General features: G+C 53.2%; 14 protein-coding genes. 4 read left to right on the top strand and 10 right to left on the bottom strand.

All coding sequences use genetic code 11. From position 1 onward, the window contains the following. Positions 1-173 precede the first annotated feature (173 nt). The gene (locus AAZR23_RS11535) at positions 174-1,658 is read left to right on the top strand and encodes a C69 family dipeptidase (protein WP_434692691.1); all 1,485 of its coding nucleotides are present in this window, start codon (positions 174-176) and stop codon (positions 1,656-1,658) included. Positions 1,659-1,747: 89 nt separating this feature from the next. Here AAZR23_RS11535 and AAZR23_RS11540 read toward each other — a convergent pair whose 3' ends face one another. From AAZR23_RS11540 to tesA, 5 genes are all read right to left on the bottom strand, one after another. Further along, positions 1,748-2,200 carry an NfeD family protein gene (locus AAZR23_RS11540; RefSeq protein WP_107678475.1) on the bottom strand — a complete coding sequence of 151 codons (453 nt, stop codon included), beginning with the start codon at positions 2,198-2,200 and terminating at the stop codon, positions 1,748-1,750. Next, positions 2,197-3,135: an SPFH domain-containing protein gene (locus tag AAZR23_RS11545; protein ID WP_024475083.1), complete on the bottom strand. Its 939-nt coding sequence runs from the start codon at positions 3,133-3,135 to the stop codon at positions 2,197-2,199. The genes AAZR23_RS11540 and AAZR23_RS11545 overlap by 4 nt, the downstream gene beginning before the upstream one ends. 54 nt (positions 3,136-3,189) lie before the next feature. Further along, positions 3,190-4,047, bottom strand: a complete 858-nt coding sequence (locus AAZR23_RS11550) for a co-chaperone YbbN (protein WP_046893203.1) — start codon at positions 4,045-4,047, stop codon at positions 3,190-3,192. 59 nt (positions 4,048-4,106) lie between these two features. Next, positions 4,107-4,892: an SDR family oxidoreductase gene (locus AAZR23_RS11555; protein WP_166708447.1), complete on the bottom strand. Its 786-nt coding sequence runs from the start codon at positions 4,890-4,892 to the stop codon at positions 4,107-4,109. Between the two features lie 62 nt (positions 4,893-4,954). Then, positions 4,955-5,581, bottom strand: coding sequence for a multifunctional acyl-CoA thioesterase I/protease I/lysophospholipase L1 (gene tesA / locus AAZR23_RS11560; RefSeq protein WP_371005043.1), 627 nt, complete (start codon positions 5,579-5,581; stop codon positions 4,955-4,957). Here tesA and ybbA point away from each other — a divergent pair. Both ybbA and ybbP read left to right on the top strand, forming a co-directional pair. Beyond that, positions 5,549-6,235, top strand: a complete 687-nt coding sequence (gene ybbA, locus AAZR23_RS11565) for a putative ABC transporter ATP-binding protein YbbA (protein WP_046893206.1) — start codon at positions 5,549-5,551, stop codon at positions 6,233-6,235. The two genes, tesA and ybbA, sit on opposite strands and share 33 nt — an antisense overlap. Further along, positions 6,232-8,664, top strand: a complete 2,433-nt coding sequence (gene ybbP / locus AAZR23_RS11570; protein WP_434692697.1) for a putative ABC transporter permease subunit YbbP — start codon at positions 6,232-6,234, stop codon at positions 8,662-8,664. The genes ybbA and ybbP overlap by 4 nt, the downstream gene beginning before the upstream one ends. Here the strand turns inward: ybbP and AAZR23_RS11575 are convergent. The 5 genes from AAZR23_RS11575 to ppiB all read right to left on the bottom strand — a co-directional run bounded on the left by AAZR23_RS11575 (position 8,661) and on the right by ppiB (position 12,977). Then, positions 8,661-9,926, bottom strand: a complete 1,266-nt coding sequence (locus AAZR23_RS11575) for an MFS transporter (protein ID WP_046893208.1) — start codon at positions 9,924-9,926, stop codon at positions 8,661-8,663. The two genes, ybbP and AAZR23_RS11575, sit on opposite strands and share 4 nt — an antisense overlap. Before the next feature lie 88 nt (positions 9,927-10,014). Beyond that, complete coding sequence (gene purK / locus AAZR23_RS11580) at positions 10,015-11,085, bottom strand: 5-(carboxyamino)imidazole ribonucleotide synthase (RefSeq protein WP_166708443.1); 1,071 nt, start codon at positions 11,083-11,085, stop codon at positions 10,015-10,017. Further along, positions 11,085-11,609 (bottom strand): 5-(carboxyamino)imidazole ribonucleotide mutase, encoded by a 525-nt coding sequence (gene purE / locus AAZR23_RS11585; RefSeq protein ID WP_371005051.1) that lies wholly within the window; start codon positions 11,607-11,609, stop codon positions 11,085-11,087. Before purE ends, purK begins: the two co-directional genes overlap by 1 nt. Before the next feature lie 148 nt (positions 11,610-11,757). After that, positions 11,758-12,480: a UDP-2,3-diacylglucosamine diphosphatase gene (locus AAZR23_RS11590; RefSeq protein WP_046893211.1), complete on the bottom strand. Its 723-nt coding sequence runs from the start codon at positions 12,478-12,480 to the stop codon at positions 11,758-11,760. Positions 12,481-12,482: 2 nt separating this feature from the next. Then, positions 12,483-12,977, bottom strand: coding sequence for a peptidylprolyl isomerase B (ppiB, locus tag AAZR23_RS11595; RefSeq protein ID WP_434692701.1), 495 nt, complete (start codon positions 12,975-12,977; stop codon positions 12,483-12,485). A 273-nt stretch (positions 12,978-13,250) separates the two neighbouring features. On the opposite strand from ppiB, the gene cysS reads away from it, so the two are divergent. After that, positions 13,251-14,639: a cysteine--tRNA ligase gene (gene cysS, locus AAZR23_RS11600; protein WP_434692704.1), complete on the top strand. Its 1,389-nt coding sequence runs from the start codon at positions 13,251-13,253 to the stop codon at positions 14,637-14,639. Positions 14,640-14,777: the final 138 nt, after the last annotated feature.

Raw genomic sequence — 14,777 nt, forward strand, 5'->3', positions numbered from 1 at the left:
CCGTAATTTTAACCCAAACACTTATCCGTAAAAAATAATTAATTTAGTGAAATAAACCATGTTTTGAGAATAATCCAGTGATTGACTTTGTATTATGCGATCTGCGTAAAAGAAAAATCAGTGGGTAATAGATAGCGTAAACGCAATTTATAACTCAATGGAAGGTGTTCTCTATGAAACGTAGTGTTTTATCTCTTGCTGTGGGTGCTGCACTGGTGATTTCTGATGCAACGGCATGTACCACTATTTTTGTCGGTGAAAATGCGTCTTCAGATGGTGCGCAATATATTGCCCGCAATGAAGATATGAATCCGGCAAACCCGAAAGTTTTGCAGGTGAATCAGGAAAAAATCAATAAAGACACTGAGTTTAAAACCAACTTAAATAAATTTACCTATACGCTGCCGGAAAAGGCAATGCGTTATACCACTATCCCGGAATGGAATGATAAAGGTCAGTTCCGTTTCAGTTCCAACGGCTTTAATGACGCCGGTGTCGGGATCAGTGCCACAGAAACGATTTTTGCCAATGATGCATCATTAAAAATTGACCCGTATGTCGAAGATACCGGGATTATTGAAGATGCCATTCCGGATGTGGTATTACCGTATGTCTCTTCCGCGAAAGAGGGAGTAATGCGGTTAGGGAAAATTATTGAGGAAAAAGGCGCCGGTGAAGGTTTCGGTGTGGCCTTTATTGATAAAGACGGCATCTGGTATCTGGAAACCGGCAGCGGCCACCAGTGGATGGCAGCGAAAATTCCGGCCAATACCTATTATGTCACCGCCAACCAGGGGCGCCTGGAAAAATTTGATATCAATGACAAAGAGAATTACCTGTCATCTCCGACACTGATTTCCTTTGCCGAGAAAAACGGCTTATATGATCCGAAGAAAGACGGTGAATTTAATTTCAAAAAAGCCTATACCAAAGATGATGCAAAAAGTGACGGTTATTACAACTATCCGCGTGTCTTAGTGCTGCAAAAAATGTATAACCCGGAAATTAAGACTGATTTTAAAGATGTGAAATCGAATGATTTCCCTGTCTTCTTAAAACCGGCGAAAAAACTGGGGCTGGAAGATATTAAAGCCGGGCTGCGCAACCATTATGAAAATGTCGGCACATCCCCGTATGCCACCACCTATCCGGATACTACCAAACGTCCAATCTCGGTATTCAGAACCCAGCATTCCCATATTTTACAGGTTCGCAAAGATTTACCGAAAGAAATCGGCAATGTCCGTTATATCGCTTTCGGTATGCCGACATTATCCGTTTATGTTCCGGTTTATTACGGCCCGGATAGTTATGTGGAAGCCTATACCATCGGTTCACCGCAGGCTGATAATGCCTCTGCTCACTGGAAATTCCGTAAATTACAGACTCTGGCGATGATCGATTTTAATAAATATTCGAAAATTGTGCAGGCGGAATACAGCAAACAGGAAGCTCAGTTTGCCAAAGAACAGCAGGCAATGGAAAAAGAGTATCTGAGTATTTATAAAACAGACCCGGCTAAGGCCAAACAGCTGTTACAGGACTTCCAGAATAAAGTGATGCAGGACGCATTAAATACCACCGATAAACTGACCAATATTATTATGCAGGATCTGACCAATTCCGTGAATGAACGCTACCGTTTTAAAGGCGCGTGATGCGGTAAGGTTATTGAGATAAAATTATTGAGATAAATAAAAACGGCCTCTGTCACCAGAGGCCGTTTTGCTGTTGTCTTTCCGGTCAGTTACCGACTGACAGCCCGGACGGTCAGTGTAATACCGTCAACGGCAATCACTTCAACTTCCGTACCGGCAGGCAGCGGTGACTGACTGTAAACACGCCAGCTTCCGTCTGCAAGGCGGATACGGCTGTAACCCTCTTCCGTCTCTGTCAGCAGCGCGGCGCGCAAACCAATCAGCTTGTGATTGGCCTGATTCGGTGAACTGCTGTCATCACGCTGGCGGCGGCGCTGAAAATTACGCCACAGCACCGCACAAATCACCGTCATCACTGCGAAGATAATGCCCTGCCACTCGGGACTCAGCCCCGGTATTATCCACGTCAGCAGTGCGACAATCAGTGCCGCCACACCGCTCCAGAGCAGATAACCCCCGGTGCCGAGCATCTCCAGAATCAGCAGGATGCCGCCGAAACAGAGCCAGAACCAGACCGCCTGTGATGCGATCATCTCAATCATGCGGATTTACCCTGACCTTTCGTGTCTTTTGACACATTGAACATTTCTGCCACACCGCCGATAGCACCCATCAGGTTGCTGGCTTCCAGCGGCATCATAATGACTTTGCTGTTTTCCGCTGCACCGATTTTGGTCAGTGCATCGGTATATTTCTGCGCCACAAAGTAATTGATAGCCTGCATATTACCGTCAGCGATAGCATCCGATACCATTTGTGTGGCGCGGGCTTCCGCCTCAGCCGCACGTTCACGGGCTTCTGCTTCCAGGAATGCGGACTGACGCAGACCTTCTGCTTTCAGGATCTGAGACTGTTTTTCACCTTCCGCTTTCAGAATAGCCGCCTGACGTATACCTTCCGCTTCGAGAATATCGGCACGTTTGGTACGTTCCGCTTTCATCTGGGCGTTCATCGCAGATACCAGCTCTTTCGGCGGACGCACGTCACGGATTTCAACACGGGTGATTTTAATCCCCCACGGGTTGGTTGCCTCATCCACAATATGCAGCAGGCGGGAGTTAATGGAATCGCGCTGAGACAGCATTTCATCCAGCTCCATCGAACCGAGCACGGTACGGAAGTTGGTCATGGTCAGGTTGATAATCGCCAGATTCAGGTTGCTGACTTCATACGCAGCACGTACCGGATCAATGACCTGAATAAAGCAGACGGCGTCGATGGTGACGTTGGCGTTATCGCGGGAGATAACTTCCTGTGACGGAATATCGAGAACCTGTTCCATCATATTAATTTTACGGCCGATGCGATCCATAAACGGCACAATAATATGCAGACCCGGCTGAAGTGTCCGGGTATAGCGGCCAAAACGCTCAACAGTCCACTGAAAGCCCTGCGGTACAGTTTTGACACCGGTCGCGACAATAATGACGGCGATGAGAATAATAATCGGGACAAAACCCAGTGAGAACAAATCCATGAGCCAAAATCCTTATCAGTAATGAGTGGGTTAAATAATTCAGTAAAGTAATAATTAGTACAGTAACGAGTATAGCTTACGACGGTAAGATGCGGCAGTACTGTCTGCGGTTCCCATTGCCGCCATAATATCCATCATGGTTTTGCGTACCTGACCTTCTGCAGCCGCCAGATCCTTCTTCAGGAAGCTGAATAACAGTGCAAGTGCTTCATCATTGCGGTGAACTTCATGCAGTTTCAGCGCCAGTTGTACCGCGAGTTCTGCATTTTCCGGATCTGCGGCAAAGGCATTTTGCAGCTCCTGGATTTCCGGCGTGTCTGCGGCTTGTTTTTGTAACTCAATTTGAGATAAGAGACCATGATAGCGCGTATCCTGATCCTGAATCGGGACAGACTTCAATACTTTCTCTGCCTCTTCTGACAGATTCACTTCCAGCAGCGTCTGTGCCAGCAGCAGGGTGATTTCGCTGTTGCGGTCGTCTGCCTGATGCGCTTCACGCAGCAGCGGCAGAGCAGCCTGAAAATCACCGGCTTCAATCAGTTCGATGGCCTGACCGGTTTTGATTTCAGATTCGGACGGCAGGAATTTTGCCAGGAAGTTACGGACTGTCTCTTCATTCTGCGGCCCCTCAAAGCCATCGACCGGCTGTCCCTGATGGAACAGATAGGTGGTCGGCACCGCACGCAGACCGAATTGTGAGGCGATCATCTGCTCGGTATCGCAGTTTACTTTGGCAAGGATCATCATCCCGGCATAGTCAGCGGCCACTTTTTCCAGAATAGCGCCCAGTTCCTGACACTGCGGGGACTGCGCGGAATGGAAGAAAAAGACCACCGGTACCTGCATTGAAGATTCAATAACCTGGCGTAAATTGGTTTCGTTAACGTCTGTGATATGTGCATTTGATAACATATTCATTCTCTTAATAAATTGGCGGACTTTTTATTAACATCTGGGCGCAGCGCGGCATTTCAAGCGGCAGAGGATTTTTTGTTCAGTATTTTATCCATCAGCCACAGCGGCAGCAGGCGTCTGAGCCACATCACGATTACGGTAAGACCTGTAACAGGATAGCGTATTTTCGGGTGCCGGTGCTCCAGGGCGCGGATGACTTTTTTCACCACATCCTCCGGTTTGCCGGTAAACAGGCGGGCAATACCCGGATTTTTGACCGGTTTATCCTGCAGCGTTTGTGTGACATTTTCCGTAAACCGGGTGGTGATGGGTCCCGGCTCAATCAGGCTGACACGGACTCCGGTACCGGCGAGTTCCATCCGCAGTGCATCGGACCAGGCTTCCAGCGCGAATTTACTGGCGGCATAAGCACCGCGTCCGGGGGTGGAAATCAGACCCATCACGGAACTGGTCTGGATTATCCGGCCTTCGCCGGCCTGTTTCATGGCAGGCAGCAGCAGCGTGGTTAACTGATGTGTGCCGAACAGATTGGCGGAAAACTGTTTTTCCAGATCTTCACGGCTGACCGTTTCCAGCGGACCGTACAGGCCAAAACCGGCATTATTGAATAAGCCGTACAGGCGGTTATCCGTCAGCGCCAGTACCTGTTCCGCAGCGCGGGCAACACTCTGCGGGCAGTCCAGATCCAGTTCCACCGGTTCAAACCCGAGGCGTGCCATTTCGGCCAGATCCGACGGTTTGCGGCAGGCGGCCAGCACACGGTAGCCCCGCTGTTTCAGTGTCTTTGCCGCGCATAACCCGATACCGCTGGAACTGCCGGTGATCAAAACTGCTTTTTGCATTTCTTTACCTGCTTAACTGCTTATAAGTCATGGACAAATCATTTAGGATAGTCTGACGCCTGTTATTGTAAGTAAGGCAGCAGCGTTTTATCCATCCAGTCTGTCACATAGGGCTGTGCCGCTGCGTTCGGGTGTATGCCGTCATCCTGTATCCACTGCGGGTTGGTGATGACCGCTTCCATGTAAAACGGGAGCAGCGGAACGGCATTTTCCTGTGCCAGCGCCGGATAGAGCGCAGAGAACCGCTCTGTATAGCGTTTGCCGTAATTCGGCGGAATACGGATCTGCATCAGCAGCGGCTTCGCACCGGCGGCTTTCACGGCATCAATCGCTGCCTGAAGATCGGTGCGGGTTTGTGTCAGCGGCAGGCCGCGCAGGCCGTCGTTGGCACCCAGTTCAATCAGTACCCATTGCGGCCGGTGCTGCTCCAGCAGTGCAGGCAGACGGGCAAGTCCCTGAGCGGCCGTATTTCCGCTGATACTGCCGTTTATCAGTGTGATGCCGTTACCGGCCTGTTGCCAGCGTTGTCCCAGCTGTGCCGCCCACGCCTCTCCGGCCGGAAGGCGGTAACCGGCACTCAGGCTGTCCCCCAGTATCAGTAATGTTCCGGCGGCATACAGATTCCCGCTGAACAGCAGCAGAAAAAGGAAACAGAGATGGCTCCGGAGCCTATTCTTGAAATTGATCATCTTATTAAGCGCGTCGGTCAGGGTGAAAATGAGATCACTATATTGCAGGGTGTCGGATTAGTTGTCGAGCCTGAAGAAACAATTGCGCTGGTGGGGGAGTCCGGTTCCGGAAAATCGACCCTGCTGGGAATTATTGCCGGTCTGGATGACGGCACATCCGGTGAGGTGAAACTGCTCGGACAGTCACTGCCGCAGCTGGATGAGGAAGCGCGGGCAAAACTGCGGGCGCGGGATGTCGGCTTTGTGTTTCAGTCCTTTATGCTGATCCCGACACTGAATGCGCTGGAAAATGTCCAGCTGCCTGCGTTGTTACGCGGTGAATCCGAATCTGCCAGCCGCGAAAATGCGGAGCAGCTGCTGATTCAGCTGGGGCTGGAAAAACGCCTGAAACATATGCCTGCCCAGCTTTCCGGCGGGGAACAGCAGCGGGTGGCGATCGCCCGGGCATTCTCGACCCGGCCGAAAATTTTGTTTGCCGATGAACCGACCGGTAACCTTGATCGCCGTACCGGCGACAAAATTGCGGATCTGCTGTTCTCACTGAACCGTGATTACGGCACCACGCTGATTCTGGTCACACATGATCTGACCCTCGCTGCCCGCTGTCAGCGGCGGCTGAAGTTGTCTGACGGCAAGCTGGAGGAACTGACATGATCTGGCGCTGGTTCTGGCGGGAGTGGCGCACGCCGTCCCTGCTGGTGGTCTGGCTGTCGCTGACTCTGGCGGTTGCCTGTGTGCTGGCGCTGGGGCGTACCGGTGATCGTATTAATCAGAGTGTGAATTATCAGAGCCGTGATTATCTGGCCGGTGATCTGGTGCTGCGCGGCTCGCATCCGGCTGATGAAAGCTGGCTGAAAAAGGCGCAGGAAAGCGGCCTGACGCTGAGTCAGCAGATGAGCTTCAACACCATGGTATTTGCCAATGATGTGCCGCAGCTGGTGTATGTCAAAGCGGCTGATGAGGCTTATCCGCTGTACGGTGAGCTGGAAACCGATCCGCCCGGCCTGAAACCTGCACCAGGGGAGATTCTTATCGCGCCGCGCCTGGCAGAACTGCTCTCGGTAAAACCGGGACAGATGCTGGAAGTGGGGGATACCGACCTGAAAATTGCCGGTTTTCTTATTCAGGAGCCGGACAGCGGTTTTAATCCGTTCCAGATGGCTCCCCGCGTCCTGATCAGTTTGCAGGATGCGGAAGCCACCGGGGCAATACAGCCGGGGAGCCGCCTGACTTACCGCGATATGTTTGCCGGTGCGCCGGATGCGGTATCGATATTTAAACAGCAGTATGAGGATGCCCTGCGGATCGATCAGCGCTGGGTCACTTTGCAGCAGGAGGGCGGGGCGCTGGCGAAGTCGATCGATCGCGCTCAGCAGTTCCTGGTGCTCTCCGCATTGCTGACCCTGTTACTGGCGATTGCCGCCGTGGCCGTTGCGATGTCGCACTACTGCCGCAGTCGTCATACCCTGATTGCAGTACTGAAAACGCTGGGTGCAGGGCGGCGGGAGCTGCGTTACTGGGTTGTCGGGCAATGGGCGGTACTGATGGCTGCAGCGATGGTCGCCGGGTCGCTGCTGGGGCTGATTTTTGATGCCGTACTGATGAGCCTGCTCTCTCCGCTGCTGCCGAAAGCGCTGCCCGCGCCGGGATTATGGCCGTGGGCATGGGCACTGCTGACCCTGGTGGCTATCACTCTGCTGGTGGGTGCACGGCCGTACCGCCAGCTGATGCTGACACAACCGACCCGCGTGCTGCGCGATGACGTGGTGGCACCGGTCTGGCCGCTGCGCTGGTATCTGCCGCTGACAGCACTGATTGTGGCTGGCGGGCTGGCGGTGCTGACCAACGCCTCTTTTCTGCTCTGGGCAGTACTGGCCGGTGTGGTTCTGATCGCTGCGCTGCTGGCAGTGGCCGGATACGGCGGATTGTGGCTGCTGGCCAAAATCCCGTTTCGTGCACTGAGTCTGCGGCTGGCTGTCCGCCGCCTGCTGCGTCAGCCCGGTCAGACGCTGGTTCAGACCGGTGCATTTGCGCTCTCTTTTATGCTGCTGGGACTGCTGGTGATGGTTCGCGGTGATCTGATCGGGCGCTGGCAGCAGCAACTGCCGCCGGATACGCCGAACTATTTTCTGGTGAATATGACCGAAGATCAGATAGCACCTGTCAATCAGCTGCTGGCAGCGCACAACGTGACGCCAACGGAATATTATCCGGTGGTGCTGGCCCGGCTGTCCGGTATTAACGGCGAAACTGCGCTGGAATGGGCAGATGCGCGTGATCCCGGCAACAATACGGTCCGCCGTGAACTGAGTCTCACCTGGACGGAGTCCCTGCCGCCGCTTAACGAGCTGGAGGACGGCACCTGGCCGCCGAAACCCGGGGAAGTCTCTATTGAGATGGAAGTCGTCAAACAGCTCGGCCTGAAAGTGGGAGATACCCTGACATTCACCGGGGATACCCGGCCGTTTACCGCGACCGTCAGCAGTGTGCGGCAGGTGGACTGGGAAAGTATGCGGCCGAATTTTTTCTTTATTTTTAATCAGGCGTCCCTGGAAAATCAGAGTGCCATGTGGCTGACCAGCTTTCACTATGACGGTAATGATGGATTAATCACCCAGATGAATCGTAAGTATCCGTCTATCAGCATTTTTGATACCGGATCGATGCTGAAACAGATCCAGACCATTCTCGCGCAGGTCAGCCGTGCGCTGGAAGCGATGGTGGTACTGGTGCTGATCTGTGGTGTGCTGTTATTACTGGCGCAGATCCAGGTGGGTATGAATCAGCGCCGGACTGAACTGGTGGTATACCGCACCCTCGGTGCCGGAAAACGCCTGTTGCGGCGTACGCTGTGGAGTGAATTTGCGCTGCTGGGCGTGATGGCGGGCGTGGTTGCGGCACTCGGTGCGGAGATTGCCCTGTGGCTGTTGCAGACCCGCGTGTTTGATTTCCCGTGGCAATTGCAGTGGCCGCTGTGGATAGGGCTGCCGCTGGCCGGAGGTTTTCTGCTTTCACTCTGCGGCAGTGTGCTGGGGCTCCGTTTGCTCGGGGATTCTCAGCAGCACCGCCGTTTACAGAGTTAGTCCGGCGACGGCGTGTATGCCCTGACCGGTTTGTGCTGCGGTGGCCGCATAAAGAATGTGGCTGCCAGAATCACGATCACCGGCAGGGCGATCAGCAGGAACGCCGGGGTAAAACTGCCGCTGTAATCCTTGACGGCACCGGCAAAAAACGGTGCCAGACAGGCAAAGGTGGAAATCAGATTCACAACAGAAAACAGCTCCAGATACGGGCCGCGGCCAAAATAGTTTGCCAGCAGCACGCTGGAGGCCAGGAATGTCATACCGTAACCAATCCCCACCAGCACCGTAAACAGGATCAGCAGCGGCCAGCTGGTCGCGATACTCAGCGTCAGCACACCAAACGTGATGGTGGCGAGGCTGATAATCAGCAGCTTTTTCGGCTCCAGCCACTCGCCTATCGCTCCGCCTGCCAGACGGGAAAAGGCGTTGATAAAGGCCATGGTACTGAGGAGTGTGGCCGCGATGGTTTCGCTGAATCCTTTGTCCATGATATGCGGCACCGCAAAACTGTTCACGGTGAATCCGCACCATAAAAAGGCGGTATAAGACGCGGCAATCACATAAAACTGCCAGGTTCTCAGCGCCTGACGGGCGCTCCAGCGCGCCTGACTGCGGTAGATACGGGAACTTTGTTTCTTCTGCTGCCACATCACTGCTCGGGCATGCGTGATTTCACGGCGGCCTTCCCGCATCACCAGCAGGGTAATCAGTGTGACAACAGCCAGCGTCAGCGCGGAGATCAGCCAGTGTACCCGCCATGAACCGAACACATGGGCGGCGAGAAAATAGATCCATGGCCCGACCACACCGCCGAGTCCGCCGAGGGTAAAGTAAAAACCAAACGCCAGTGACTGGCGGCTGAACAGCCGTGAAATCACATAGGTACCGGGAACGGTGGCCATAAAGGTAAAGCCAATCCCGAGGAAAGCCGTACCGATAAAATAGCGCTGAATCGACTGTGTGGTGTACAGGCTGTAAAACCCGGCCAGAAACAGCAGCAGTCCGGTCAGCAGGGTCAGGCGCACATTGGTTTTACGGATCAGAAGACTGGGCAGAAAACTGGATAATCCGCAGGTCAGCCCGAGCAGGGTGAATCCAAAACCGGCATCCGTCCAGCTCCAGTTCAGCTCTCTGAGCATGCCGGGTAAAACCACGCCTAATGAGGTAAAGGTGGTGGCGGTGGTCAGAAAATAAACCAGCCCCAGCAGGGTGAGTATAGTCCATTGATAAACAGGGCCTAAGCGGCGATCTGACGAAAACATCCCGGCTCCGGAAAAGGCGTAAAAAGCAAAATGCCCGGCTGAACGCCGGGCATCAGAATGGAACTATTGTCGCCGGAAACGGTGCCGACTACCAGCTTAATATTGTTTTTGCCCAGTCCGCAGAAGACTGATATTCCGCCGGTAAATTCTGTGCCAGCTCACTGAGTGCCGCAATAAGCTGTGCCGGTTCCGGATGTGACAGGTTAATGTGACCGACTTTGCGCGCCGGCCGCACTTCTTTATCGTACCAGTGCAGATGCGCCAGCGGCTGTGCCAGCCACTGCGTATTCAGTTCAGTACCGATAATATTCACCATTACCGCCGGGGCGGTCACGACCGGCTGCGGCAGCGGAAGATCCAGAATCGCCCGCAGATGCAGCTCAAACTGGCTGACTGATGCACCGTTTTGTGTCCAGTGGCCGCTGTTGTGCACACGCGGTGCCAGCTCGTTGATCAGCAGACCATCCTCTGTGACAAAACATTCCATCGCCATCACACCGGTATAATCCAGTTCTGTGAGGATCGCGCCCAGCATCTGCTCAGCTTGTTCCTGAAGCGGATTTTGTGTCTGCGGGAAGGCCACGCTCATACGCAGAATGCCTTCTTCGTGATGATTATGCGTCAGCGGGTAAAACACACATTCTCCGGCGCGGTTACGGGCACCGACCAGCGACACTTCACCGGAAAACAGAATGCCTTTCTCGGCAATACACTCACCGTAAATTTCCGGCGGCAGGGCGGATTCATCCCCGGGACGCACACGCCACTGGCCGCGGCCGTCATAGCCGCCGGTACGGCGCTTGACGATGACAAAGTCCCCGAGGCGGGCAAAAATATCAGGCCATTCATCAGGGGAAGAAAGCGGCTGCCATGGTGAGGTGGCGAGATGCAGATCATCCATCAGTTTTTTCTGCGGCAGGCGGTCAGCCAGACGCGGAAAGATATCCCGGTTGATAAAGGCGGGATGCTGTTCCAGCACTTGTGTCAGCGCGGTTTGCGGCCACTGTTCGATTTCAGCGGTGATCACACTGTGCTGATAAGGAACGGCTTCCGGTTCGGCATCCAGCCCGACCGGATAAACAGAAATGCCCAGCGGCTCACCGGCCTGGCGCAGCATCCGGCCCAGCTGGCCGTTTCCCAGAACGCACACCGGTTTCATCAGCAGGCCTCCCGCGGATCCGGGTTGCTGAGCACATCCTCGGTCTGTGCTGTGCGCCATTCTGTCAGACGGACAAGCAGAGCCTCATCATGCAGGGCAAGAATCTGTGCCGCGAGCAGAGCGGCATTGGCGGCACCGGCTTTACCGATCGCCAGCGTGCCGACCGGAATACCTTTCGGCATCTGCACAATGGAATAGAGACTGTCGACGCCGCTGAGTGCGGCGCTCTGCACCGGCACACCCAGCACCGGAACGAGGGTTTTGGCCGCCAGCATACCCGGCAGATGCGCGGCACCACCGGCACCGGCGATAATCACATCAAACCCGTTCTCTTTTGCGGTTTCAGCGAAAGAAAACAGTTTGTCCGGCGTGCGGTGCGCGGAAACCACTTCGGTGTGATAAGGCACCTGAAGCAGGTCGAGGATCGCAGCGGCGTGCTCCATGGTGCTCCAGTCACTTTTGGAACCCATAACAATAGCCACTTTGGCTGCCGGTGAGTGTTGTTGCGAAGAGGCGGCGTTCATGTTTTCGGTGCTCCTGTACATCCCGCGTCACGAAAATTGACAGACGTCCGGCAGTGAGCCGGTGAAGAAGACGGGCATAATATCATGGTAAATCACGAAGGAAAACGTTTGCGTCACGGATTTTTCACAAATACGGGCAGGTAATGGTTCAGAACGGAAAGAAGATCAGTGAAATACTGTCCGGGGTGATTTTAAAGGCGGAACCCTGAGAATGCCACGCACCGAGAACACCGCGAAAGTGCGTTTCGCCGTCAGCGGAAACATCGTGTACCGCAGGACGGTGGGTGTGACCGTGGATCATCCAGCGTGTCCGGTACTGACGGAATGCCTTCATCACCTCGTTCTGATTTACATCCATAATCGCTTCGCTTTTGCGCTGATTGGCAGACTGACTGCCCGCCCGCATTTTCTTCGCGATTTTCAGGCGCAGTGACAGCGGCAGCCACAGAAACAGGCGCTGTATCCACGGAGTGTGAACGCGCTGACGATAATGCTGATAATCCGTGTCATCGGTACAGAGAGTATCACCGTGCAGGATCAGGATCTGATGCCCTTCGGCTTCAATTACCTGTGTATCCGGCAGCAGTGTCATTCCGCACTGACGGGCATAGCGTTTGCCCAGCAGAAAGTCACGGTTACCGCAGATAAAGAAGATCTTCACGCCGCTGTCACTGAGGGATTTCAGCGCATCAGCCACGGTTTTATGCAGCGGGTTCGGGTCATCATCACCAATCCAGTAATCAAAAAAATCACCGAGAATATAGAGTTGTGATGCGTGAACCGCCTGTTCGCGCAGAAAACGAAGAAAGCCGGCGGTGATCGCCGGCTCGTGCTCATTTAAATGCAAATCTGCAATAATAAGCGTGGTCATACTTACTCAGAAACAGTCACGCTTTCGATGATCACATCTTCGCGCGGCACATCCTGGTGCATACCGCTGTTGCCGGTTTTGACTGCTTTGATTTTGTCCACAACATCCATACCTTCAGCCACTTCAGCAAACACACAGTAGCCCCAGCCACTTGGTGTTTCTGAACGGAAGTTCAGGTAGTCGTTGTCAACAACGTTGATGAAAAACTGTGCAGTGGCGGAATGCGGGTCGTTGGTACGGGCCATCGCCAGGGTGCCGCGGTTATTTTTCAGACCGTTGTTGGCTTCGTTTTTAATCATACCGAGGGTTGGCTTCTGCTTCATGCCCGGCTCAAAACCACCGCCCTGGACCATGAAATCATTGATAACACGATGGAAAATGGTGTTATTGTAGAAACCGTCTTCACAATATCTCAGGAAGTTTGCGACCGTTTCCGGTGCTTTGTCCGCGAACATCTTAATGACGATATCACCATGATTTGTATGAAAAGTTACCATAATAATTTCCTGCTGCTTATATTATAAAGGCAATAATCTGCCGTTTTTATCTCCGGGGTGTGTTATATCATACTCACTAATCTGCGTCAGTATTTGTTATAATCACCGGGTTTTACAGGGTCTTTCTTGCATTTGCAGGGTATTCGCGTTTCAATAACCTGACCTGTCTCAGATTATGATCCCCGCAGACAGATATAAAAAATAAAGTATTTATTATCAATTAATTAACATAAGTCACCATCAACACGTACAGACTTTTAATGGAATAGTCCTATGCTGAAAATTTATAACACCTTATCAAGACAAAAAGAGGAATTTAAGCCCATTAACCCCGGTAAAATCGGGATGTACGTGTGTGGTATCACTGTTTACGACCTGTGTCATATCGGACACGGGCGGACATTTGTTGCGTTTGACACCATTGTGCGCTATCTGCGTCACGCCGGGTATGATGTGAACTATATCCGCAACATCACGGATGTGGACGACAAAATTATCAAACGGGCGAATGAAAACCACGAAACCTGTGATCAGCTGGTGGATCGCATGGTGGCGGAGATGCACCGCGATTTCGATGCCATGAACCTGATGCGCCCGGATTCAGAGCCGCGTGCCACGCATCACATCAAAGAAATTATTGAGATCACGCAGTTACTGCTCGACCGCGATCATGCCTATGTGGCGGATAACGGTGATGTGATGTTTGATATCAGCAGTGATCCGGAGTACGGCCTGCTGTCACGTCAGGATCTGGAACAGCTCCAGGCCGGTGCACGTGTTGAGGTGGCGGATGTAAAACGCAACCCGATGGATTTCGTGTTGTGGAAAATGTCCAAGCCGGGTGAGCCGTCATGGGAATCGCCGTGGGGCGCAGGCCGTCCGGGCTGGCACATCGAGTGTTCTGCGATGAACAGCAAACAGCTGGGTACGCATTTTGATATTCACGGCGGCGGTTCTGACCTGATGTTCCCGCACCATGAAAACGAAATCGCGCAGTCAACCTGTGCCCACGACGGCCCGTATGTGAATTACTGGATGCACTCCGGTATGGTGATGGTCGATAAAGAGAAGATGTCGAAATCCCTCAATAACTTCTTCACCATCCGCGATGTGCTGGGTTATTACGACCCGGAAACAGTGCGTTACTTCCTGCTGTCCGCACATTACCGCAGTCAGCTTAACTACACGGAAGAGAACCTGAAGCAGGCGCGTACAGCGCTGGAGCGTTTTTATACTGCTCTGCGCGGCACAGATAAAGACGCGGCAGTGGTGGTTAATGAGGAATTCGCCAGCCGTTTCCGCGATGCGATGGATGATGATTTCAACACCCCGGAAGCTTATTCTGTGCTGTTTGATATGGCGCGTGAACTGAACCGCCTGAAACAGGAAGATATGACCGCAGCAAACGGCCTGGCGGCACAACTGCGCCAGCTGGCGGGAGTGCTGGGTCTGCTGACTCAGGACCCTGAGCAGTTCCTGCAAAGCGGTGCGCAGAGCGAAAGTGATGAAGATACAGCAAAAATCGAAGCACTGATCAAACAGCGTAACGATGCCCGTGCCTCAAAGGAATGGGCGCAGGCTGATGCGGCCCGTGATGCCTTAACCGATATGGGTATTGTGCTGGAAGATGGCCCGCAGGGCACCACCTGGCGCCGTAAGTAATCATTATTACATTCTGACTGAAAAGCCCGGCATGATTTATTGCCGGGCTTTTTTATTTCGTTTTATTCTTACGGTGCAGGTATAACCGCAAATTATCAGCTATTCTGTCAGCGTAGCTGATTTTATACGTGAGTTTCT

Source organism: Morganella sp. Je.2.23 (assembly GCF_051129855.1).
Lineage (GTDB): Bacteria > Pseudomonadota > Gammaproteobacteria > Enterobacterales > Enterobacteriaceae > Morganella > Morganella sibonii.

What these genes read in the sequence shown, in the direction of transcription:
- AAZR23_RS11535 (WP_434692691.1), top strand. Translation starts at nt 174, where the DNA reads ATGAAACGTAGTGTTTTATCTCTTGCTGTGGGTGCTGCACTGGTGATT.
- AAZR23_RS11540 (WP_107678475.1), bottom strand. Translation starts at nt 2,200, where the DNA reads ATGATTGAGATGATCGCATCACAGGCGGTCTGGTTCTGGCTCTGTTTC.
- AAZR23_RS11545 (WP_024475083.1), bottom strand. Translation starts at nt 3,135, where the DNA reads ATGGATTTGTTCTCACTGGGTTTTGTCCCGATTATTATTCTCATCGCC.
- AAZR23_RS11550 (WP_046893203.1), bottom strand. Translation starts at nt 4,047, where the DNA reads ATGTTATCAAATGCACATATCACAGACGTTAACGAAACCAATTTACGC.
- AAZR23_RS11555 (WP_166708447.1), bottom strand. Translation starts at nt 4,892, where the DNA reads ATGCAAAAAGCAGTTTTGATCACCGGCAGTTCCAGCGGTATCGGGTTA.
- ybbA (WP_046893206.1), top strand. Translation starts at nt 5,549, where the DNA reads ATGGCTCCGGAGCCTATTCTTGAAATTGATCATCTTATTAAGCGCGTC.
- tesA (WP_371005043.1), bottom strand. Translation starts at nt 5,581, where the DNA reads ATGATCAATTTCAAGAATAGGCTCCGGAGCCATCTCTGTTTCCTTTTT.
- ybbP (WP_434692697.1), top strand. Translation starts at nt 6,232, where the DNA reads ATGATCTGGCGCTGGTTCTGGCGGGAGTGGCGCACGCCGTCCCTGCTG.
- AAZR23_RS11575 (WP_046893208.1), bottom strand. Translation starts at nt 9,926, where the DNA reads ATGTTTTCGTCAGATCGCCGCTTAGGCCCTGTTTATCAATGGACTATA.
- purK (WP_166708443.1), bottom strand. Translation starts at nt 11,085, where the DNA reads ATGAAACCGGTGTGCGTTCTGGGAAACGGCCAGCTGGGCCGGATGCTG.
- purE (WP_371005051.1), bottom strand. Translation starts at nt 11,609, where the DNA reads ATGAACGCCGCCTCTTCGCAACAACACTCACCGGCAGCCAAAGTGGCT.
- AAZR23_RS11590 (WP_046893211.1), bottom strand. Translation starts at nt 12,480, where the DNA reads ATGACCACGCTTATTATTGCAGATTTGCATTTAAATGAGCACGAGCCG.
- ppiB (WP_434692701.1), bottom strand. Translation starts at nt 12,977, where the DNA reads ATGGTAACTTTTCATACAAATCATGGTGATATCGTCATTAAGATGTTC.
- cysS (WP_434692704.1), top strand. Translation starts at nt 13,251, where the DNA reads ATGCTGAAAATTTATAACACCTTATCAAGACAAAAAGAGGAATTTAAG.